General features: G+C 68.9%; 11 protein-coding genes. 5 read left to right on the forward strand and 6 right to left on the reverse strand.

The features are described 5' to 3' along the window. Positions 1-80: 80 nt before the first annotated feature. The 3 genes from O7R11_RS11190 to O7R11_RS11200 all read right to left on the reverse strand — a co-directional run bounded on the left by O7R11_RS11190 (position 81) and on the right by O7R11_RS11200 (position 3,593). On the reverse strand, positions 81-725 hold the full coding sequence (locus tag O7R11_RS11190) for a flavodoxin family protein (RefSeq protein ID WP_337997604.1): 645 nt from the start codon (positions 723-725) through the stop codon (positions 81-83). An 81-nt stretch (positions 726-806) separates the two neighbouring features. Then, the gene (locus tag O7R11_RS11195) at positions 807-1,952 is read right to left on the reverse strand and encodes a mandelate racemase/muconate lactonizing enzyme family protein (protein ID WP_337997605.1); all 1,146 of its coding nucleotides are present in this window, start codon (positions 1,950-1,952) and stop codon (positions 807-809) included. Positions 1,953-2,135: 183 nt separating this feature from the next. Beyond that, positions 2,136-3,593 carry a CoA transferase gene (locus tag O7R11_RS11200; RefSeq protein ID WP_337997606.1) on the reverse strand — a complete coding sequence of 486 codons (1,458 nt, stop codon included), beginning with the start codon at positions 3,591-3,593 and terminating at the stop codon, positions 2,136-2,138. Positions 3,594-3,799: 206 nt separating this feature from the next. Here O7R11_RS11200 and O7R11_RS11205 point away from each other — a divergent pair, with 206 nt between their 5' ends. Both O7R11_RS11205 and O7R11_RS11210 read left to right on the forward strand, forming a co-directional pair. Continuing rightward, a complete protein-coding gene (locus O7R11_RS11205) occupies positions 3,800-4,702 on the forward strand; it encodes a LysR family transcriptional regulator (RefSeq protein ID WP_337997607.1) in 903 nt (300 codons plus the stop codon). A 291-nt stretch (positions 4,703-4,993) separates the two neighbouring features. Next, positions 4,994-6,442 (forward strand): SLC13 family permease, encoded by a 1,449-nt coding sequence (locus tag O7R11_RS11210; protein WP_337997608.1) that lies wholly within the window; start codon positions 4,994-4,996, stop codon positions 6,440-6,442. 82 nt (positions 6,443-6,524) lie between these two features. Here the strand turns inward: O7R11_RS11210 and O7R11_RS11215 are convergent, their stop codons facing one another. The 3 genes from O7R11_RS11215 to O7R11_RS11225 are packed head-to-tail and all read right to left on the reverse strand — an operon-like array spanning position 6,525 to position 12,295. Continuing rightward, on the reverse strand, positions 6,525-7,961 hold the full coding sequence (locus O7R11_RS11215) for an efflux transporter outer membrane subunit (protein WP_337997609.1): 1,437 nt from the start codon (positions 7,959-7,961) through the stop codon (positions 6,525-6,527). Then, positions 7,958-11,104: an efflux RND transporter permease subunit gene (locus tag O7R11_RS11220; protein WP_337997629.1), complete on the reverse strand. Its 3,147-nt coding sequence runs from the start codon at positions 11,102-11,104 to the stop codon at positions 7,958-7,960. Before O7R11_RS11220 ends, O7R11_RS11215 begins: the two co-directional genes overlap by 4 nt. A gap of 15 nt (positions 11,105-11,119) precedes the next feature. Then, positions 11,120-12,295, reverse strand: coding sequence for an efflux RND transporter periplasmic adaptor subunit (locus tag O7R11_RS11225; protein ID WP_337997610.1), 1,176 nt, complete (start codon positions 12,293-12,295; stop codon positions 11,120-11,122). Positions 12,296-12,475: 180 nt separating this feature from the next. Here O7R11_RS11225 and O7R11_RS11230 point away from each other — a divergent pair, with 180 nt between their 5' ends. The 3 genes from O7R11_RS11230 to O7R11_RS11240 are packed head-to-tail and all read left to right on the forward strand — an operon-like array spanning position 12,476 to position 14,738. Further along, complete coding sequence (locus O7R11_RS11230) at positions 12,476-13,111, forward strand: TetR/AcrR family transcriptional regulator (protein ID WP_337997611.1); 636 nt, start codon at positions 12,476-12,478, stop codon at positions 13,109-13,111. Between the two features lie 8 nt (positions 13,112-13,119). Further along, a complete protein-coding gene (locus O7R11_RS11235; RefSeq protein ID WP_337997612.1) occupies positions 13,120-14,235 on the forward strand; it encodes a THUMP domain-containing class I SAM-dependent RNA methyltransferase in 1,116 nt (371 codons plus the stop codon). Between the two features lie 56 nt (positions 14,236-14,291). Continuing rightward, positions 14,292-14,738, forward strand: coding sequence for a tautomerase family protein (locus tag O7R11_RS11240; protein WP_337997613.1), 447 nt, complete (start codon positions 14,292-14,294; stop codon positions 14,736-14,738). Positions 14,739-14,740 lie beyond the last annotated feature (2 nt).

A 14,740-nucleotide genomic window follows, 5' to 3' on the forward strand; every position in this document is an offset into this window, starting at 1 on the left:
AGACCGCCGGGCCCCCTTGGCGGCGCGGGGAAAACCGAAACTTTGCGGGGGGCCTGAGGCCCCCCGCGCAGTTTCTGCCTTCACGCGGAGACGAGGCGTTCGCCGAGGCGAGCCGCGGCGGCGCAGTCGGCGGGGAAGGTTTCCTGCCGGGAGCGGATTTTGCGGCCGGTGTCGAAGTAGTCGGAGACGACGCGGCCGTAGTCCGCGAACTGCCAGGTATCGCAGGCGGTCAGGATTTCGCAGTTGCCGAACACCCGTTCCAGGAAGCGCGCGTTGGAGTCGATGTGCACGGTATAGCCGCGCTCCTTCATCTCCGCCTCGGTGACGTTCATGGTGTAGACGAAGGCGGCGCGCACCTTCCCCGGAAACAGCGAGGAGCGTGCCTTGTCGTAGGCGAGATAGGGAAAGAGCAGGCGCTCCATGAACGACTTCATCTCGCCGGTGACGCAGGCGAGATAGACCGGCGAGCCGAGGACCAGGGCGTCGGCCTGCGCGGCGCGGGCGAGCACCGGGGTGAGGCCGTCGCGCGCAGCGCAGCGGGCGTAGCTCTTACCGCCCTTGGTCTTGCAGGCGAAGCAGCTGGTGCAGCCGGTGAAGGCGAGATCGTAGAGGTGGATCATCTCCACCTCCGCCCCCCGCGCCGCCGCGCCTTCCAGCACCTTGCCGAGCAGCGTCGCGGTGTTCCAGTCCTTGCGCGGGCTGCCGTTGAACGCCATCACCTTCATCCGCGCCTCCTGAAGAACTCCTCATCCGGGCACGATCATCCGCCCGTCGGCCGCCGATGTCGAGAGGTGGCGTGCCGCCGTTCAGGCCGTCACGCACCAGCTCTCCTCCGTCCAGGGCAGCAGCCGCTCGCGGTGCAGGTCGAGCCCGGTTCCCGGCGCGTCCGGAATGGCGATCGTGCCGTCGGCGGCAATGGCCGCTTCGCCGCAGAGCCGCAGCAGCGGGTTGTCGGTCGCATCCACCTCGATGAACGGGTACGGCGCGGCCCAGCCGCTGTGCGCGCCGGGCAGCAGCGCCGCCATCTGCAGAGAGGCGTGGAAATTCACCGCCGTGCCGAAGACATGCGGCATCACCGGCAGGTCGTAGGCCGCGGCGAGCGCCGCGACGCGCGCAAAGCCGGTATATCCGCCGCAGACCGAGAGATCCGGCTGGAGGATCGCGAAGATTCCCGCGGCAAGAACCTCGCGGAACGCCGCGACGCCGGCGAGCGCCTCGCCGCCCGCGACCGGCATCACCGCGGCGCGCGCGATCTCGCGGTAGCCGGGGATCGCCTCGGGGGAGAGCGGCTCTTCCATCCACAGCAGGTCCGCCTCCGCCATCCGGCGCGCCGAGGCGAGCGCCGAGCCGAGGGTGCAGCCGCGGTTGAAATCGATCATCAGGGCCGCGTCGTCCCCCGCCTGGCGGCGCAGCGCCGCGGTCATCGCGCCGTCGGCGCGGGGGGTCACCCCGGCGCGCGGCTTGATGCCGCGGAAGCCCCGCCGCAGGTAGGCCTCGACGTGCCGCGGATAGTCGCGGTAGGGGTCGCCGCCGGGGGCGAGGAACGGGCCGCTGGCGTAGGCGGGCAGGCGCTGCCGCAGGGCGCCGCCGAGCATCGCGGCGACGCTCAGCCCCCGCTCGCGCGCGGCGGCGTCGTGCAGCGCCATGTCGAGCGCCGAGACCGCCATCATCCCGGCGCCGCGCCGGTCGTAGCCCAGGGCGGCGGTCATCCTGTGCCACAGGCGTCCGTAGTCGAACACCGATTCGCCGAGCACCAGCGGCGCCAGGGTATGCCGCAGAAAAGCCCCGGCCGCATACGGCGAGGAGAACACTTCGCCCCAGCCGGAGAGGCCGCTTGCCGTCACCGCCTCGACGAGAAAGAACCCGCGCCGCCGGATGAACCCGGAGGCGTTGCCCAACGGTTCGGCCGGGGTGTACCCGACCTGATAGCCACGCAATTCGACGATCTTCATGGTCCGCCTCACCAGATCACGCATGAACCCCGCAAAAGGCCTCCACCGGACACCGCTGTCCGAAGTGTCCGGTGGCCGGTCGCGAAGGGAGAGCAACGCGCCCGGGTAGGGGCCGCCGGAACGAAGGCCGACGGCCGGAACCGGATGCGGCAGGGTGGGACGCATCCGGGGAACGCCCCCGCCTCAGCGCGGCATCCAGGCCGGGCTGTCGCCGCCGAGTTTCGGCGTCGGGTGCGGCCAGTTGCACGGCGTCTCCGACATTTCGAGGGCGGGGCCGAGGGTGCGCAGGTCGCCGTAGGCGGTGCCGGGTTCGAGCACGTAGCTTGCCGCGATCTCCGCCTCGGTCAGCCGTTCCGGCGCGGCGGAGAAGTCCTCGACGAAGCCCTGGCGCAGCACCAGCATCGCGGCCTGGCAGAGCGTCGTCTCGACGTAGTAGCTGCCGCCCTCGCGCGCGCGGCGGGCAAGGGCCAGCATCGTGCCGTAGGCGGCGAGGAAGCCGGTCGTGTAGTCGCAGAGCGGCGCGAACACCAGCTTGGGCTGCCCCGCGCCGGTCAGCATGCCGTTGGCGTGGCAGACGCCGGTCATCACCTGGGCGACCTGTTCCCAGCCCGCCCGCTGGGCGAGAGGCCCTTCCGAACCGAAGCAGGAAACGTTGACGCAGATCAGGCCGGGGCGGCGCTTCATCAGCTCTTCCATGCCGAAGCCGTGCGCGGCGAGCCGCCCGCGGCGGTAGCCATCGACGAAGACGTCGGCCCCCTCGGCGAGTTCCCACAGGCGCTCCGCCTCGTCGGGCTTGGTGTAGTCGAGGAAGCAGCTGCGCTTGCCGTGGCTGGTGTCGCGCACGTGCTCCGGGGTCTGCGGCAGTCCGGGCGCGGTCACCATCAGCACGTCGGCGCCGTGTTCGGCCAGGCTCCGCCCGGCCACCGGCCCGGCGAGGACGCGGGTGAGGTCGAGGACGCGCAGCCCGGAAAGCGGCCGGTCGCCGGGGTGAAACGGCTCGGGCGCACTGTCGCCGATGCGGGTGACCGTGACCACCGGCTTGGCTGCGAGAACCTTCCCCTGCGGGTGTTCCAGCCATTCCTCGGCGGTGCGGATCTTGCCGCCGCAGGCATGCACCGCGGCGATCGCTTCTTCCAGATCGTCCGCATTCCACTGCGACACCGCGGCGCGCACGGACTCCGGCGTATAGTCGCACTTCAGCACCCCGAGGACGCGCGCCTTGAGGTTGGGCAGGTTGAAGTGCGGCAGCACCCAGCGCCCGTCCCGCGTCCGCCAGGGCTGGGTGACCTTGAGCATCTCCGACATCACCTGCGGGATCGGGATGTTGCGGAACGCGCCGCCGGCGTCGCGCGCCTGGCTGTAGTCCACGGTGCGCAGGCGCGCCGCCGCCTGGCGGAGATCGACGCCGAGGCGCTGGCGCCTGCCGGTGCGCATCTCCCAGATGTCGTTCGCCGCCACGCCGGTGGCCGCGATCGTCGCCGCCACCGTCTCGCCGACGCGGAACGGCGTGCGGAAGAAGGGGTCTCTCCCCCGGATCGCGACCTCGCCGTCCGCTACACCACGGCCGCGCAGGCCCATCAGTTCGGCAAAGACCGCATCCTTGCCCGGTTCGACGGCTGGTGTTCCTCGCTTTTGTCCCATCGCTCAGATGTCCTTGAATTGTTGTGTTTTTTCCGTGGCCGGCACGGGGAGGCGGGAGAATGCGCAACGGCCGGGGGGGCGAAAACGCACCCGGGGAAAGGGGGTGCGAAGAATGCCGCGCATTCTCCCGTCCAGGATATTGCGGGAGGCAACTTCTTATGTTCAAATACAAAAATCTACACAGATCATAGCTTTTGGTTATAAAAATGAACCTCCGCGAACTCGAAGTCTTCCGCAAGGTGATGGAGCTCGGCAGCGTCACCGCCGCCGCCGCCGCGCTGCGCATCTCCCAGCCTGCCGTCAGCAAGATGCTGCAGCAGGCGGAAGAGCAGCTCGGCTTGCAGCTGTTCATCCGGCAGAAAAAGCGGCTCTTCCCGACCGCCGAGGCGCAGGCCCTGTTCCCGAAGACGGTCAGCGCCTTCGCGGCGGTGGACGTGGTGCGCCATCTCGCCGCCGACCTGCGCGCCGGGCGGATCGGCCAGATCACCCTGGCGGTGACGCCGACCCTCGCCCACAGCATCATTCCCCTGGCGATCCGGCAGTTCCGCCGCGACCACCCCGAGGTGATCATCAACCTGCGCAGCGAAACCGCGCAGGAGGTGGCGCGCCTCGTCGTCGATTCCCACGTCGATTTCGGCCTGATCATCGGCCATGTCGGCGATTCGCGCCTGATCATACGGGAGTTGCCGGCGATCGATACCGGCTGCGTGCTGCCGCCCGGACACCCGCTTTGCGCGCGTGAGGAGATCACCGTGCAGGATCTCGCCGACGAACCGCTGATCACCATCCGCCGGCATCTGCCGGTGGGTTCCCTGGTGTCGCGCATCTTCGAGGACGCCAACCTCCCCCTGCGCGTCGCCGTGGAGGCGCCGCAATCGGCGATCGCTAGCGCGCTCGCGCACGCCGGGCTCGGCATCGCCGTGCTCGACGGCTTCGCGGTGCTGGCGGCAAGCCAGCTCGGCATGGAGACCCGCCCCTTCGTCCCCCGCTTTCCGATGGCGGCACGATTGATCCGGATGCGCCAGCGCCCTCTCTCCAACCTGGCGGAGAGCTTCATCGAGGTTCTGGATTCCCTGCAGATCGACCGATTTCAGGCCGCAAGAACATAAATTGAAGTTATGATCTATGTAGAATTTTGTATTTGAACATAAGAACACCCTTCCCGCAACATCTCCCCGTGATCGGCTCCCAGGGTACCGGGCTCCTCTCCCAGCAGACGATCGCATGCAGATACGCGTGCGCTTTACGCACCGGAAGCGTATCCATGCATGCAGACCGTACGCATCGGGCGAGACCGGCGGATACCTGCGGGGCCTGCGTAACGGCCCCATCGATAGAGGGCTCCCGATTGATTTTGAACCGTCTGCGGCAGATCGCGCCGGAAACCGCATACACGGCATATGCCGTGCGAACCCCGCAGACACAGGGAGGACAATGAATTGCGTACATGGTCCATAGAAACCGCGCGCAAGACGCTGGGGATCCCCCTGGCTGCCGCAGTGCTGGCGATTGTTTTATTGATGGGCCCGTTCCCCGGCCTCTCCTCCGACGGGCAGAAGGCGGTGGCGCTGTTCGCCGCGGTCTTCATCCTCTACACCACCGAGGCGGTGCCCCTGGCGGTGACCAGCGTCGGCATCGTTCCGGCCATCGTCATCCTCCATCTGGGCAAGGTCGGCGAAGCGCTCTCCGGTTTCGCCGCGCCGTCGGTGTACCTGATGCTCGGGGCGTTCATTCTCGCCTCGGCGATGGTCACCACGGGCCTCGGGCAGCGGGTCTCCTACATCATCCTCAAGAAGATCGGCTGTACGGCGTTCAACGTCACGCTCGGCATCACCGTCGCCAACGTCCTCCTCGCGTTCTTCGTCCCCTCGACGACGGCGCGGACCCTGGTGCTGCTGCCCACCTGCCTCAGCATCATCCGGCTGTTCTCCGAGGAGAAACGCTCCAAGTTCGCAATCAACCTGCTGCTCACCCTGTCGTTCACCAACGCGACGATCAGCGCCGGCATCTTCACCGCGAGCCCGCCCAACCTGATCACCGCGGACTTCATGGCGAAGGCCGACGCCGCGACGAGCTACCTCGAATGGCTGATCTACGGCCTGCCGCCGGCCGCGGTGATGACCTTCCTGACCTGGGGCTACATCCAGTGGTACTACAAGCCTGAAAAGCAGACCATCGAAGGCGGCGACGCGTTCATCGCCAAGGGCCTCGCCGAGATGGGCAAGGTCACCCCGGCGGAATGGCGGGTGCTCGCCGTCTTCCTGCTGATCGTGACGCTGTGGGCGATCGGCGACCGCATCGGCATCGACACCTCGACCGCGTGCCTGATCGGCGTGGTCCTGCTGATGGCGCCGAAATTCGGCGTGATCCACTGGGCGGAGGCCAGCAGGGAGGTCAACTGGGGCGTCCTCATGGTCTGCGGCGGCGGCCTGTCGATGGGCAGCGTGCTGATCAAGACCGGCGCGGCGAAGTGGATTTCCACCACGGTCTTCGGCGCTCTCGGCCTCAGCAGCGTCTCGCCGATGATCCTGCTGCTGATCCTGATGGTCGTCGCCCAGTTCATGCACCTGCTCTTCGCGGCGACGACGTCGATGGCGGCGGCGCTGCTGCCCATCGTGCTCGCCCTGGTGCAGTCGAACGGCATGGACATGCGCCAGACCATGCTGGCGATGGGCATGATCATCGGCGGCTACCCGCTCCTGATGTTCTACAACACCCTGCCGAGCATCGTCGTCTACGGCACCGGCAAGCTCGAGGTCGGCGATTTCCCGCGTGTCGGCATCGTCCTCTGCGCGATCGCCTGCGTCGTCTACGAAATTTGCGCCATGACCTACTGGCAGTGGCTCTGAGCCCCTCGCCCGCGGCCTGAACCGCAAGCGCTCCGCCGCCCGGCCAGCCGGACGGCGGAGCGCTTTTTCGTTGCGGCGCCGATCAGGACTGCGGCGGCGGGCCGCCGCCCAGGGACTTGTAGAGGGTGACGAGGTTGGCGAGCTGGGTGAGCTCCAGGCCGATCTGCGCCTGCTGCGCCGCATAGAGGGAGCGCTGCGCATCCAGCACCTCGAGGTAGCTCGACACCCCGCGGTCGTAGCGCGCCTGCGACAGGAAGAAGGATTTTTCGCTCGCCGCGACCAGGGCCGTCTGCGCCGCGATCTGCTCGACCAGGGTCTTGCGCGCCGCCAGGCCGTCGGCGACCTCGCGGAAGGCGGACTGGATCGCCTTTTCGTAGGTCGCAGCCGCGATGTCGCGCTGCGCCTTCGCCGCGTCGAGATTGGCGAAGTTGCGCCCGGCGTCGAAGATCGGCGCGCTGACCGAGGGCGCGAAGGTCCAGGCGCGCGACGCCCCCTCGAACAGGCTGCCCAGCCGCGCGCTGCCGAAGCCCGCGCTGCCGGTCAGCGAGATGGTGGGGAAGAACGCGGCGCGCGCCGCGCCGATAGTGGCGTTGGCGGCCCTGAGCGCGTGCTCCGCCTCGCGGATGTCGGGGCGGCGCAGCAGCACCGCGGAGGACAGCCCGGCGGGCGGCAGCGCCACCAGGGAGGAGAGGTCGTCGCCGTCGTCGGCGATATCCGCCTCGGCGAGCGGCCGCCCGGCCAGGAGTTCGAGGGCGTTGCGGTCCTGCGCCACGGCGCGGGTATAGGAGGCGAGGTTGACCCGCGCGGTTTCCAGCGAAGTGCGCGCCTGCGCCACGTCGAGTTCGGTGGCGATGCCGTTTTCGAACCTCGCGTCGATCAGCGCCTGGGAGGTCTGCCGCGTCTCCAGGGTCTCCTCGGTGAGGCGCAGCTGCCGCCGGTCGGCCTGCAGGGTGAGCCAGGCGTTGGCGACTTCGGCGATCAGCGCGATGCGGGCGCCGGTCTGCGCCTCCTGGGTGGCGAGGAAGGTCTCCAGCGCCTGGGCGTTGAGGCTGCGCAGGCGGCCGAAGAAGTCGAGTTCGAACGCCGTCACCCCGAGGTTGGCGGTGTAGGTGGTGGCGGTCGCCGCGCGGCCGCTGCTGGTGAGTTCCCGCGGCGTGCGCGCGCGGCTGCGCGCGCCGTTCGCGTCCACCGTGGGCAGCAGGTCGGCCCGCGACACGCCATAGGCGGCGCGCGCCGCCTCGACGTTGAGCGCGGCGATGCGGAGGTCGCGGTTGGCCTCCAACGCCGCGGCGATCAGGCTGCGCAGGGTCTTGCTGCGGAACACCTCGTCCCAGCCGAGGTCGGCCAGGGTCTTGCCGCCGGGTTCCGCCGCCTGGGGGGCATAGGCAGACCCGGCGGGCCAGGCCTGCGCCACCGGCGGGGCCGGGGTTTGCAGGTCCGGGATCAGCGAACAGGCCGAAAGCGCGCCGAGCATCGTCGCGGCCAGAAGCGCCCTGCGCAGGGCGGTCGTCCTCGTCATTGCGCTTTTCCTTCCTGGTCGGAGAGTATGGTGACGCGCCGCGGCTTGCGCCCGAAGATCCGCAGCACCACGACGAAGAACACCGGCACGAACAGCACCGCCAGCACCGTCGCCGAGATCATGCCGCCCATCACGCCGACGCCGACGGCGTTCTGGCTGCCCGCGCCCGCGCCGCTCGCTATGGCGAGCGGCAACACGCCGAGGATGAAGGCGAGCGAGGTCATCAGGATCGGCCGCAGGCGCTGGTTCGCCGCCTCGATCGTCGCGCCCATCAGGGGCTTGCCCTGTTCGTAGAGCTCCTTGGCGAACTCGACGATGAGGATGGCGTTCTTCGCCGACAGGCCGATGGTGGTGAGCAGGCCGACCTGGAAGTAGACGTCGTTGGACAGCCCGCGCAGCGTCGCCGCCGCCACCGCGCCGAGCACGCCGAGCGGCACCACCAGCATCACCGAGAACGGCACCGCCCAGCTTTCGTACAATGCGGCGAGGCAGAGGAAGACGACGATCAGCGAAATCGCGTACAGGGCCGGGGCCTGACTCCCGGCGAGGCGCTCCTCATAGGAGAGGCCGGTCCATTCGTAGCCGATGCCCACCGGCAGTTTCGCCGCCATGTCCTCCATTGCCGCCATCGCGTCGCCGGAGCTTTTGCCCGGCGTGGCGTTGCCCATGATCTCCATGGAGGCGACGCCGTTATAGCGTTCGAGCTGCGCCGCGCCGGTGATCCATTCGCCGGTGGCGAAGGCGGAGAACGGCACCATCTGGCCGCCCGAACCGCGCACGTACCAACGGTTGACGTCGTCGGGCATCATCCGGAAAGGCGCATCGGCCTGGATGTACACCTTCTTCACCCGGCCGCGTTCGTTGAAGTCGTTGACGTAGGACGACCCCCACGCGGTGGAGAAGGTGGTGTTGATATCGGAAATCGAGACGCCGAGGGCCTGCGCCTTCTCCTGGTCGATGGTGACGCGGTACTGCGGCGTGTCCTCCAGGCCGTTGGGGCGCACCGCCGTCACCGCCGGGTTCTGCGCCGCCATGCCGAGCAGCATGTTGCGCGCCTCCAGCAGTTGGGCATGGCCGACGCCGGAACGATCCATCAGTTGGAAGTCGAAGCCGGTGGCGTTGCCGAGTTCGGAGATCGGCGGGGGCTGGATGGCATAGACCAGGGCCGCGCGCAGCGGCGCGAAAGCCGCCATCGAACGCTTCACCAGGGCGGGCAGTTTCTGCTCCGTCTTGCCGCGCAGATCCCAATCCTTGAGCTTGACGAAGGCCATGCCCGAATTCTGGCCGCGTCCGGCGAAGTTGAAACCGGCCACCGACATCACGCTTTCCACCGTATCGGTTTCCTTGGTGAGGAAGTAGTCCTCGACCTGACGCATCACCTCCGCGGTCTTCTCGCGAGGCGTGCCGACCGGCGTCGTCACCTGGACGAACATCACGCCCTGGTCCTCGTCGGGGAGGAAGGAAGTGGGCATGCGCAGAAACAGGAACGCCAAGCCGCCGACGATCAGCCCGTAGATCAGGAGGTAGCGCCCGGTGGTGCGCACCGCGCCGTGCACCGCGATCTTGTAGCGCAGGCGCATGGCGTTGAAGTTGCGGTTGAACCAGCCGAAGAAGCCGCCCTTGCGTTTCTCGCGATCCTTGTCCACCGGCTTGAGGATGGTGGCGCAGAGCGCCGGAGTAAGCACCAGGGCGACCACCACCGAGAGCACCATCGCCGAAACCATGGTGATCGAGAACTGGCGGTAGATCGCGCCGGTGGAACCGCTCATGAACGCCATCGGCACGAACACCGCCGACAGCACCAGGGCGATGCCGACCAGAGCGCCGGAAATCTGCTCCATGGATTTTCGCGTCGCGGCATAGGGGGAAAGCCTTTCCTCCGCCATCACACGTTCGACGTTCTCCACCACCACGATGGCATCGTCCACCAGCAGGCCGATCGCCAGCACCAGGCCGAACATCGTCAGGGTGTTGATCGAGAACCCCGCCGCCGCCATCACGCCGAAGGTGCCGAGCAGCACCACCGGCACCGCGATGGTGGGGATCAGCGTGGCGCGGAAGTTCTGCAGGAACAGATACATCACCGCGATCACCAGGAGGATCGCCTCGGCCAGGGTCTTCACCACCTCCTCGATCGAGATCTTGACGAACGGCGTGGTGTCGTAGGGGGAGACCACCTTCAGGCTCGGCGGAAAGAACTTGGACAGATCCTGCAGCTTGGCCTGCACCGCCGCCGCGGTATCCAGCGCGTTGGCATCGGTGGCGAGGTTGATCGCGATGCCGGACGCCGGCATGCGGTTGTAGCTGGACAGGATGCTGTAGTCCTCGCCGCCGACCTCGACGCGGGCGACATCCGCAAGACGCAGGCGGGAACCGTCCCGGTTGACCCGCAGCAGGATGTCCTTGAACTCGTCGGCGGTTTCCAGACGTTGCTGCGCGATGATCGTGGCGTTCAGCACCTGCCCCTTGACCGCGGGCTGGCCGCCCAACTGCCCGGCGGAGACCGTGGCGTTCTGCGCCTCGATGGCGGCGGCGACCTCGGTGGTGGTGATGCCGTAGCTGTTGAGTTTGTCGGGGTCGAGCCAGATGCGCATGGCGTGCTGGCGGCCGAACAGCGTGGTGTCGCCGACGCCGGAGACGCGGCTGATCGGATCGACGATGTTGGATCCCACGTAATCGGCGATGTCCTCCCGGCTCATCGAGCCGTCGGCGGAGACGAAGCCCACCACCATGAGGAAGCTTTTCGACGCCTTGCCGACGGTGATGCCCTGCTGCTGCACCTCCTGCGGCAGAAGCGGCGTGGCGAGCTGCAGCTTGTTCTGCACCTGCACCTGGGCGATGTCGGGATCGGCCTCCGGCTCGAAGGTGAGCTTGATGCTGACGTGACCCGACGAATCGCTGGTCGAGGACATGTAGCGGAAGTGGTCGAGGCCGATCATCTTCTGCTCGATCACCTGGGTGACGGTGTCTTCCAGGGTTTTCGCCGAGGCGCCGGGATAGGTGGCGGTGATCGCGATCGAGGGCGGCGCGATGGTCGGATACTGCGCCACCGGCAGGCTGAGCACCGCCAGGCCGCCCGCGAGCATAATGACGATGGCGATCACCCAGGCGAAGACCGGGCGGTCAATGAAGAATTTCGAGATCATGAAACGGATTCCTTAACGCGCGGCGGCGTCTCCGGGGGGGGCGGTCTCGGCGGTCTGGGTAAGGTCCACGGCCTTGACCGGCACGCCGGCGCGCAGACGTTGCAGGCCATCGACGATGACCTTGTCGCCCGCCTTGAGGCCGGAGGCGACCACCCAGCCGTCGCCGTTCGCCTGGGCGAGCTTGACCGGGTGCAGCCCGGCCTTGCCGTCGGTCCCGGCCATCCAGACGTTGGCGCCGCCCACCGCATCGCGCACCAGCGCCGCCTGCGGCACGGTGAGCGCATCGGGGTTCACCCCCTGGGCGACGCGGGCGCGCACGAACAGGCCGGGCAGAAGCTCATGCCGCGGATTGGGGAAGATCGCGCGCAGGGTCACCGTGCCGGTGGTCTGGTCCACCGTCACATCGGAGAACTGCAGGGTCCCGGTTTCGGCATAGGCGTAGCCGCCGTTCGAACTGCTCAGCGACACCCGCGTGCCGGTGCCGAGCTTGCCCTGCATCTGGCCGCTTTCCACCGCGCGGCGCAGCTTCGCCATGTCGTCGCTGGACTGCGTCATGTCCACGTAGATCGGATCGAGCTGCGTCACCGTGGCGAGCGCGGTGGTTTGGCCGGCGGTGACCAGCGCGCCCTCGGTGACCGCGGACCTGCCGATGCGGCCGGAGATCGGCGCGTAGACCCTGGTGTAGCCGAGGTCGATGCGCGCCAGGTCCACCGCCGCCCTGGCCGCCTGCACCTCCGCCCGGTATTGCGCCAGCGAGGCGACGACGTCGTCGCGATCCTGTTTGCTCACCGCGTGGACCGCTACCAAGTCGGCATAGCGCTTCGCCTTGGCCTCTACCGTCTTGACGTTGGCTTCCGCCTTGGCGAGATCGGCGCGGGCGCTGGCGAGGTTGGCCTCGTACTTGGCGGGGTCGATCTGGTAGAGTTGCTGCCCGGCCTCGACCTCCGCGCCTTCCTCGAACAGGCGCTTCTTGACGATGCCGTTGACCTGGGGGCGCACCTCCGCCACCCGGTAGGCCGAGGTCCGGCCCGGCAACTCGGCGAAAAACTCCACCCGCTGCGGAACCAGGGTCACGGTGCCGACCTCGACGGCGCTCCGCGGCTGCGGCGCCTTATCCTGGCAACCGCCCAGAACGGCCACGCCGACCACGCCCAGGGCCAGCGCCCCAGCTTTGACGAAACTTCTCATTGCTTCCTCGACCCTGCGTTCCAAAATCGTGTACTATGTAGTACAGTATTTTCCTGCGAGCAAGCGATCCGAGATTTTTTAGGGTGACATAGCTCACAAATCCGGTCAGGAACGCGCACCCTGTGGCAAAACCGCCTGCACCGGCGGGACAGGCCGCGCCGACGATGGGAAAACCAGCCGATGGACAAGCCCCTCTCCGCCAGGATCGCCCTCCGCCGCCAGGCCATGCTCGCGGCCGGGCGCGCGGTGTTTCTGGAAAAGGGCTTCGAACGCACCACGCTCAGCGACATCGTCACCCGCTCCGGCGGCTCGCGCTCCACGCTGATCGGGCTGTTCGGCAGCAAGGCGGGGCTGTTCGCCGAGGTGATGCAGGAGGGCAGCCTGCACATCTCCTACACCTTCGACTTCCTGGGGGAGAGCGACACGCCGCCGCAGGAGGCCCTGCGGGATTTCGCGCGGCGGTTCGTCGCGGCGCTGTTCGACGACCCCTTCGCCATCGCCTTCCTGCGCATCCTCATCGCCGAGGGGCCGCGTTTCCCCGAGCTCGGCCAAGCCTTCCTGCGCCTCGGCCCCGACACCCGCGACCGCAAGCTCGGCGCCTATTTCCAGCGCTGCATCGACAAGGGGCTGCTGCATCCGCACGACCCGGTGATGCTCTCCCAGATCTTCTGCGGCATGGTCATCGGCGATTCCCTCATCCGTCACGCCATCGGCGAGGACATGACCGCGCAGATGGCGCAGATGCAGGCGCACGCCGACGCCGCGGTGGAGATTTTCCTCGCCGGCGTCCTTGCGCCCGGCGGCGCGGCGGGTTAAGGCAGCGCATGGACAGCGATTTCGAAATCTTCCTCGTCACCGCCCCCGGCCTGGAGGCCGCCCTCTGCGACGAGGCGCGGGACAAGGGCTTCGCCGCGCCGCGCACCGGCCGCGGCGGGGTTTCCGTGCGCGGCGGCTGGCCCGAGGTGTGGCGCGCCAACCTCGAACTGCGCGGCGCGGCGCGCGTGCTGGCGCGCATCGGCGCGTTCCGCGCCCTCCACCTGGCGCAGCTCGACAAGCGGGCGCGGCGCATCCCCTGGGGCGAGGTGCTGCGCCCCGGCGTGGCGGTGCGGGTGGAGGCCTCGTGCGCCAAGGGCTGCCGCATCTACCACGGCGGCGCGGCGGCGCAGCGCATCGCCCGCGCGATTTCCGAGGAACTGGGCGCGCCGGTCGCCGAGGACGCGCCGGTGCGGGTGCTCGCGCGCATCGACGACGACCTCTGCACCCTCAGCATCGACACCTCGGGCGAGCCCCTGCACAAGCGCGGCCACAAGGAGGCGGTGGCCAAGGCGCCGATGCGGGAGAACCTCGCCGCGCTGTTCCTCCGCCAGTGCGGCTTCACCGGGGCCGAGCCGGTGCTCGACCCGATGTGCGGCTCCGGCACCTTTCCGATCGAGGCGGCGGAGATCGCCCTGGGGCTGAGCCCGGGGCGCTCGCGGGGTTTCGCCTTCGAGCACTTGGCGAATTTCGACGCCGCGGCGTGGCAGGCGATGCGCGCCGCGCCCCCCGGCCCCGCGCCCGGCTTCCGCTTCTACGGCAGCGACCGCGACGCCGGAGCCGTCGAAATGAGCCGCGCCAACGCGGCGCGCGCCGGGGTGGACGGGATCACCGCGTTCCGCTGCCATGCGGTCTCCGCCCTCGCCGCGCCGGAAGGGCCGCCCGGCCTGGTCATCGTCAACCCGCCCTACGGCGCGCGCATCGGCGACAAGAAACCCCTCCTCGCCCTCCACCATGCGCTGGGGCAGGCGCTGACCGCGCGCTTCTCCGGCTGGCGCGTCGGCCTCGTCACCAACGAGGCCGGCCTGGCCGCGGCCACCGGGCTGCCCTTCGCGCCGCCCGCGCCGCCGGTGCTGCACGGCGGGCTGCACGTGCGGCTGTTCCGGACCGCCCCCCTGGCAGGGTGACGCCGCCGCCGGGAATGCCTATCTACGTCCTCCGACGCCCGCACAAGGAGGACGACATGCCGACCTATACCGTCACCGCCGCCAACCTCACCCTCACCGCCGCGCAGGAGGCCGACCTCGCCGCGGCGGTCACCCAGGCCCACCATGCGACCACCGGCGCGCCCGCCTTCTTCGCCCAGGTGCGCTTCGCGCCGGTGGCGGAGGGCAGGCACTACATCGGCGGCAAACCCAACACCGCGCCCCACCTCTTCGTCCACGGGCTGATCCGCGACGGCCGCAGTTCCGAGACCAAGACCGCCCTGGTGCAGGAGATCGCAGCCCAGGCCGCCGCCATCGCCCGGCTCTCGCCCGAGGACGTCTGGGTCTACGTGCAGGATATTCCGGCGGAGCAGATGGTGGAGTTCGGCCGGGTGCTGCCCGCGCCGGGGGAGGAGGCGCAATGGCGGCAGGGCATCGGCGCGGCGAAGCGCCAGGCGCTCGCCGCCGCAGGCGTGCGGGTCTGAGT

It is taken from the genome of Oleispirillum naphthae (genome assembly GCA_027864655.1).
Taxonomy (GTDB): Bacteria; Pseudomonadota; Alphaproteobacteria; order Rhodospirillales; family Rhodospirillaceae; genus Oleispirillum; species Oleispirillum naphthae.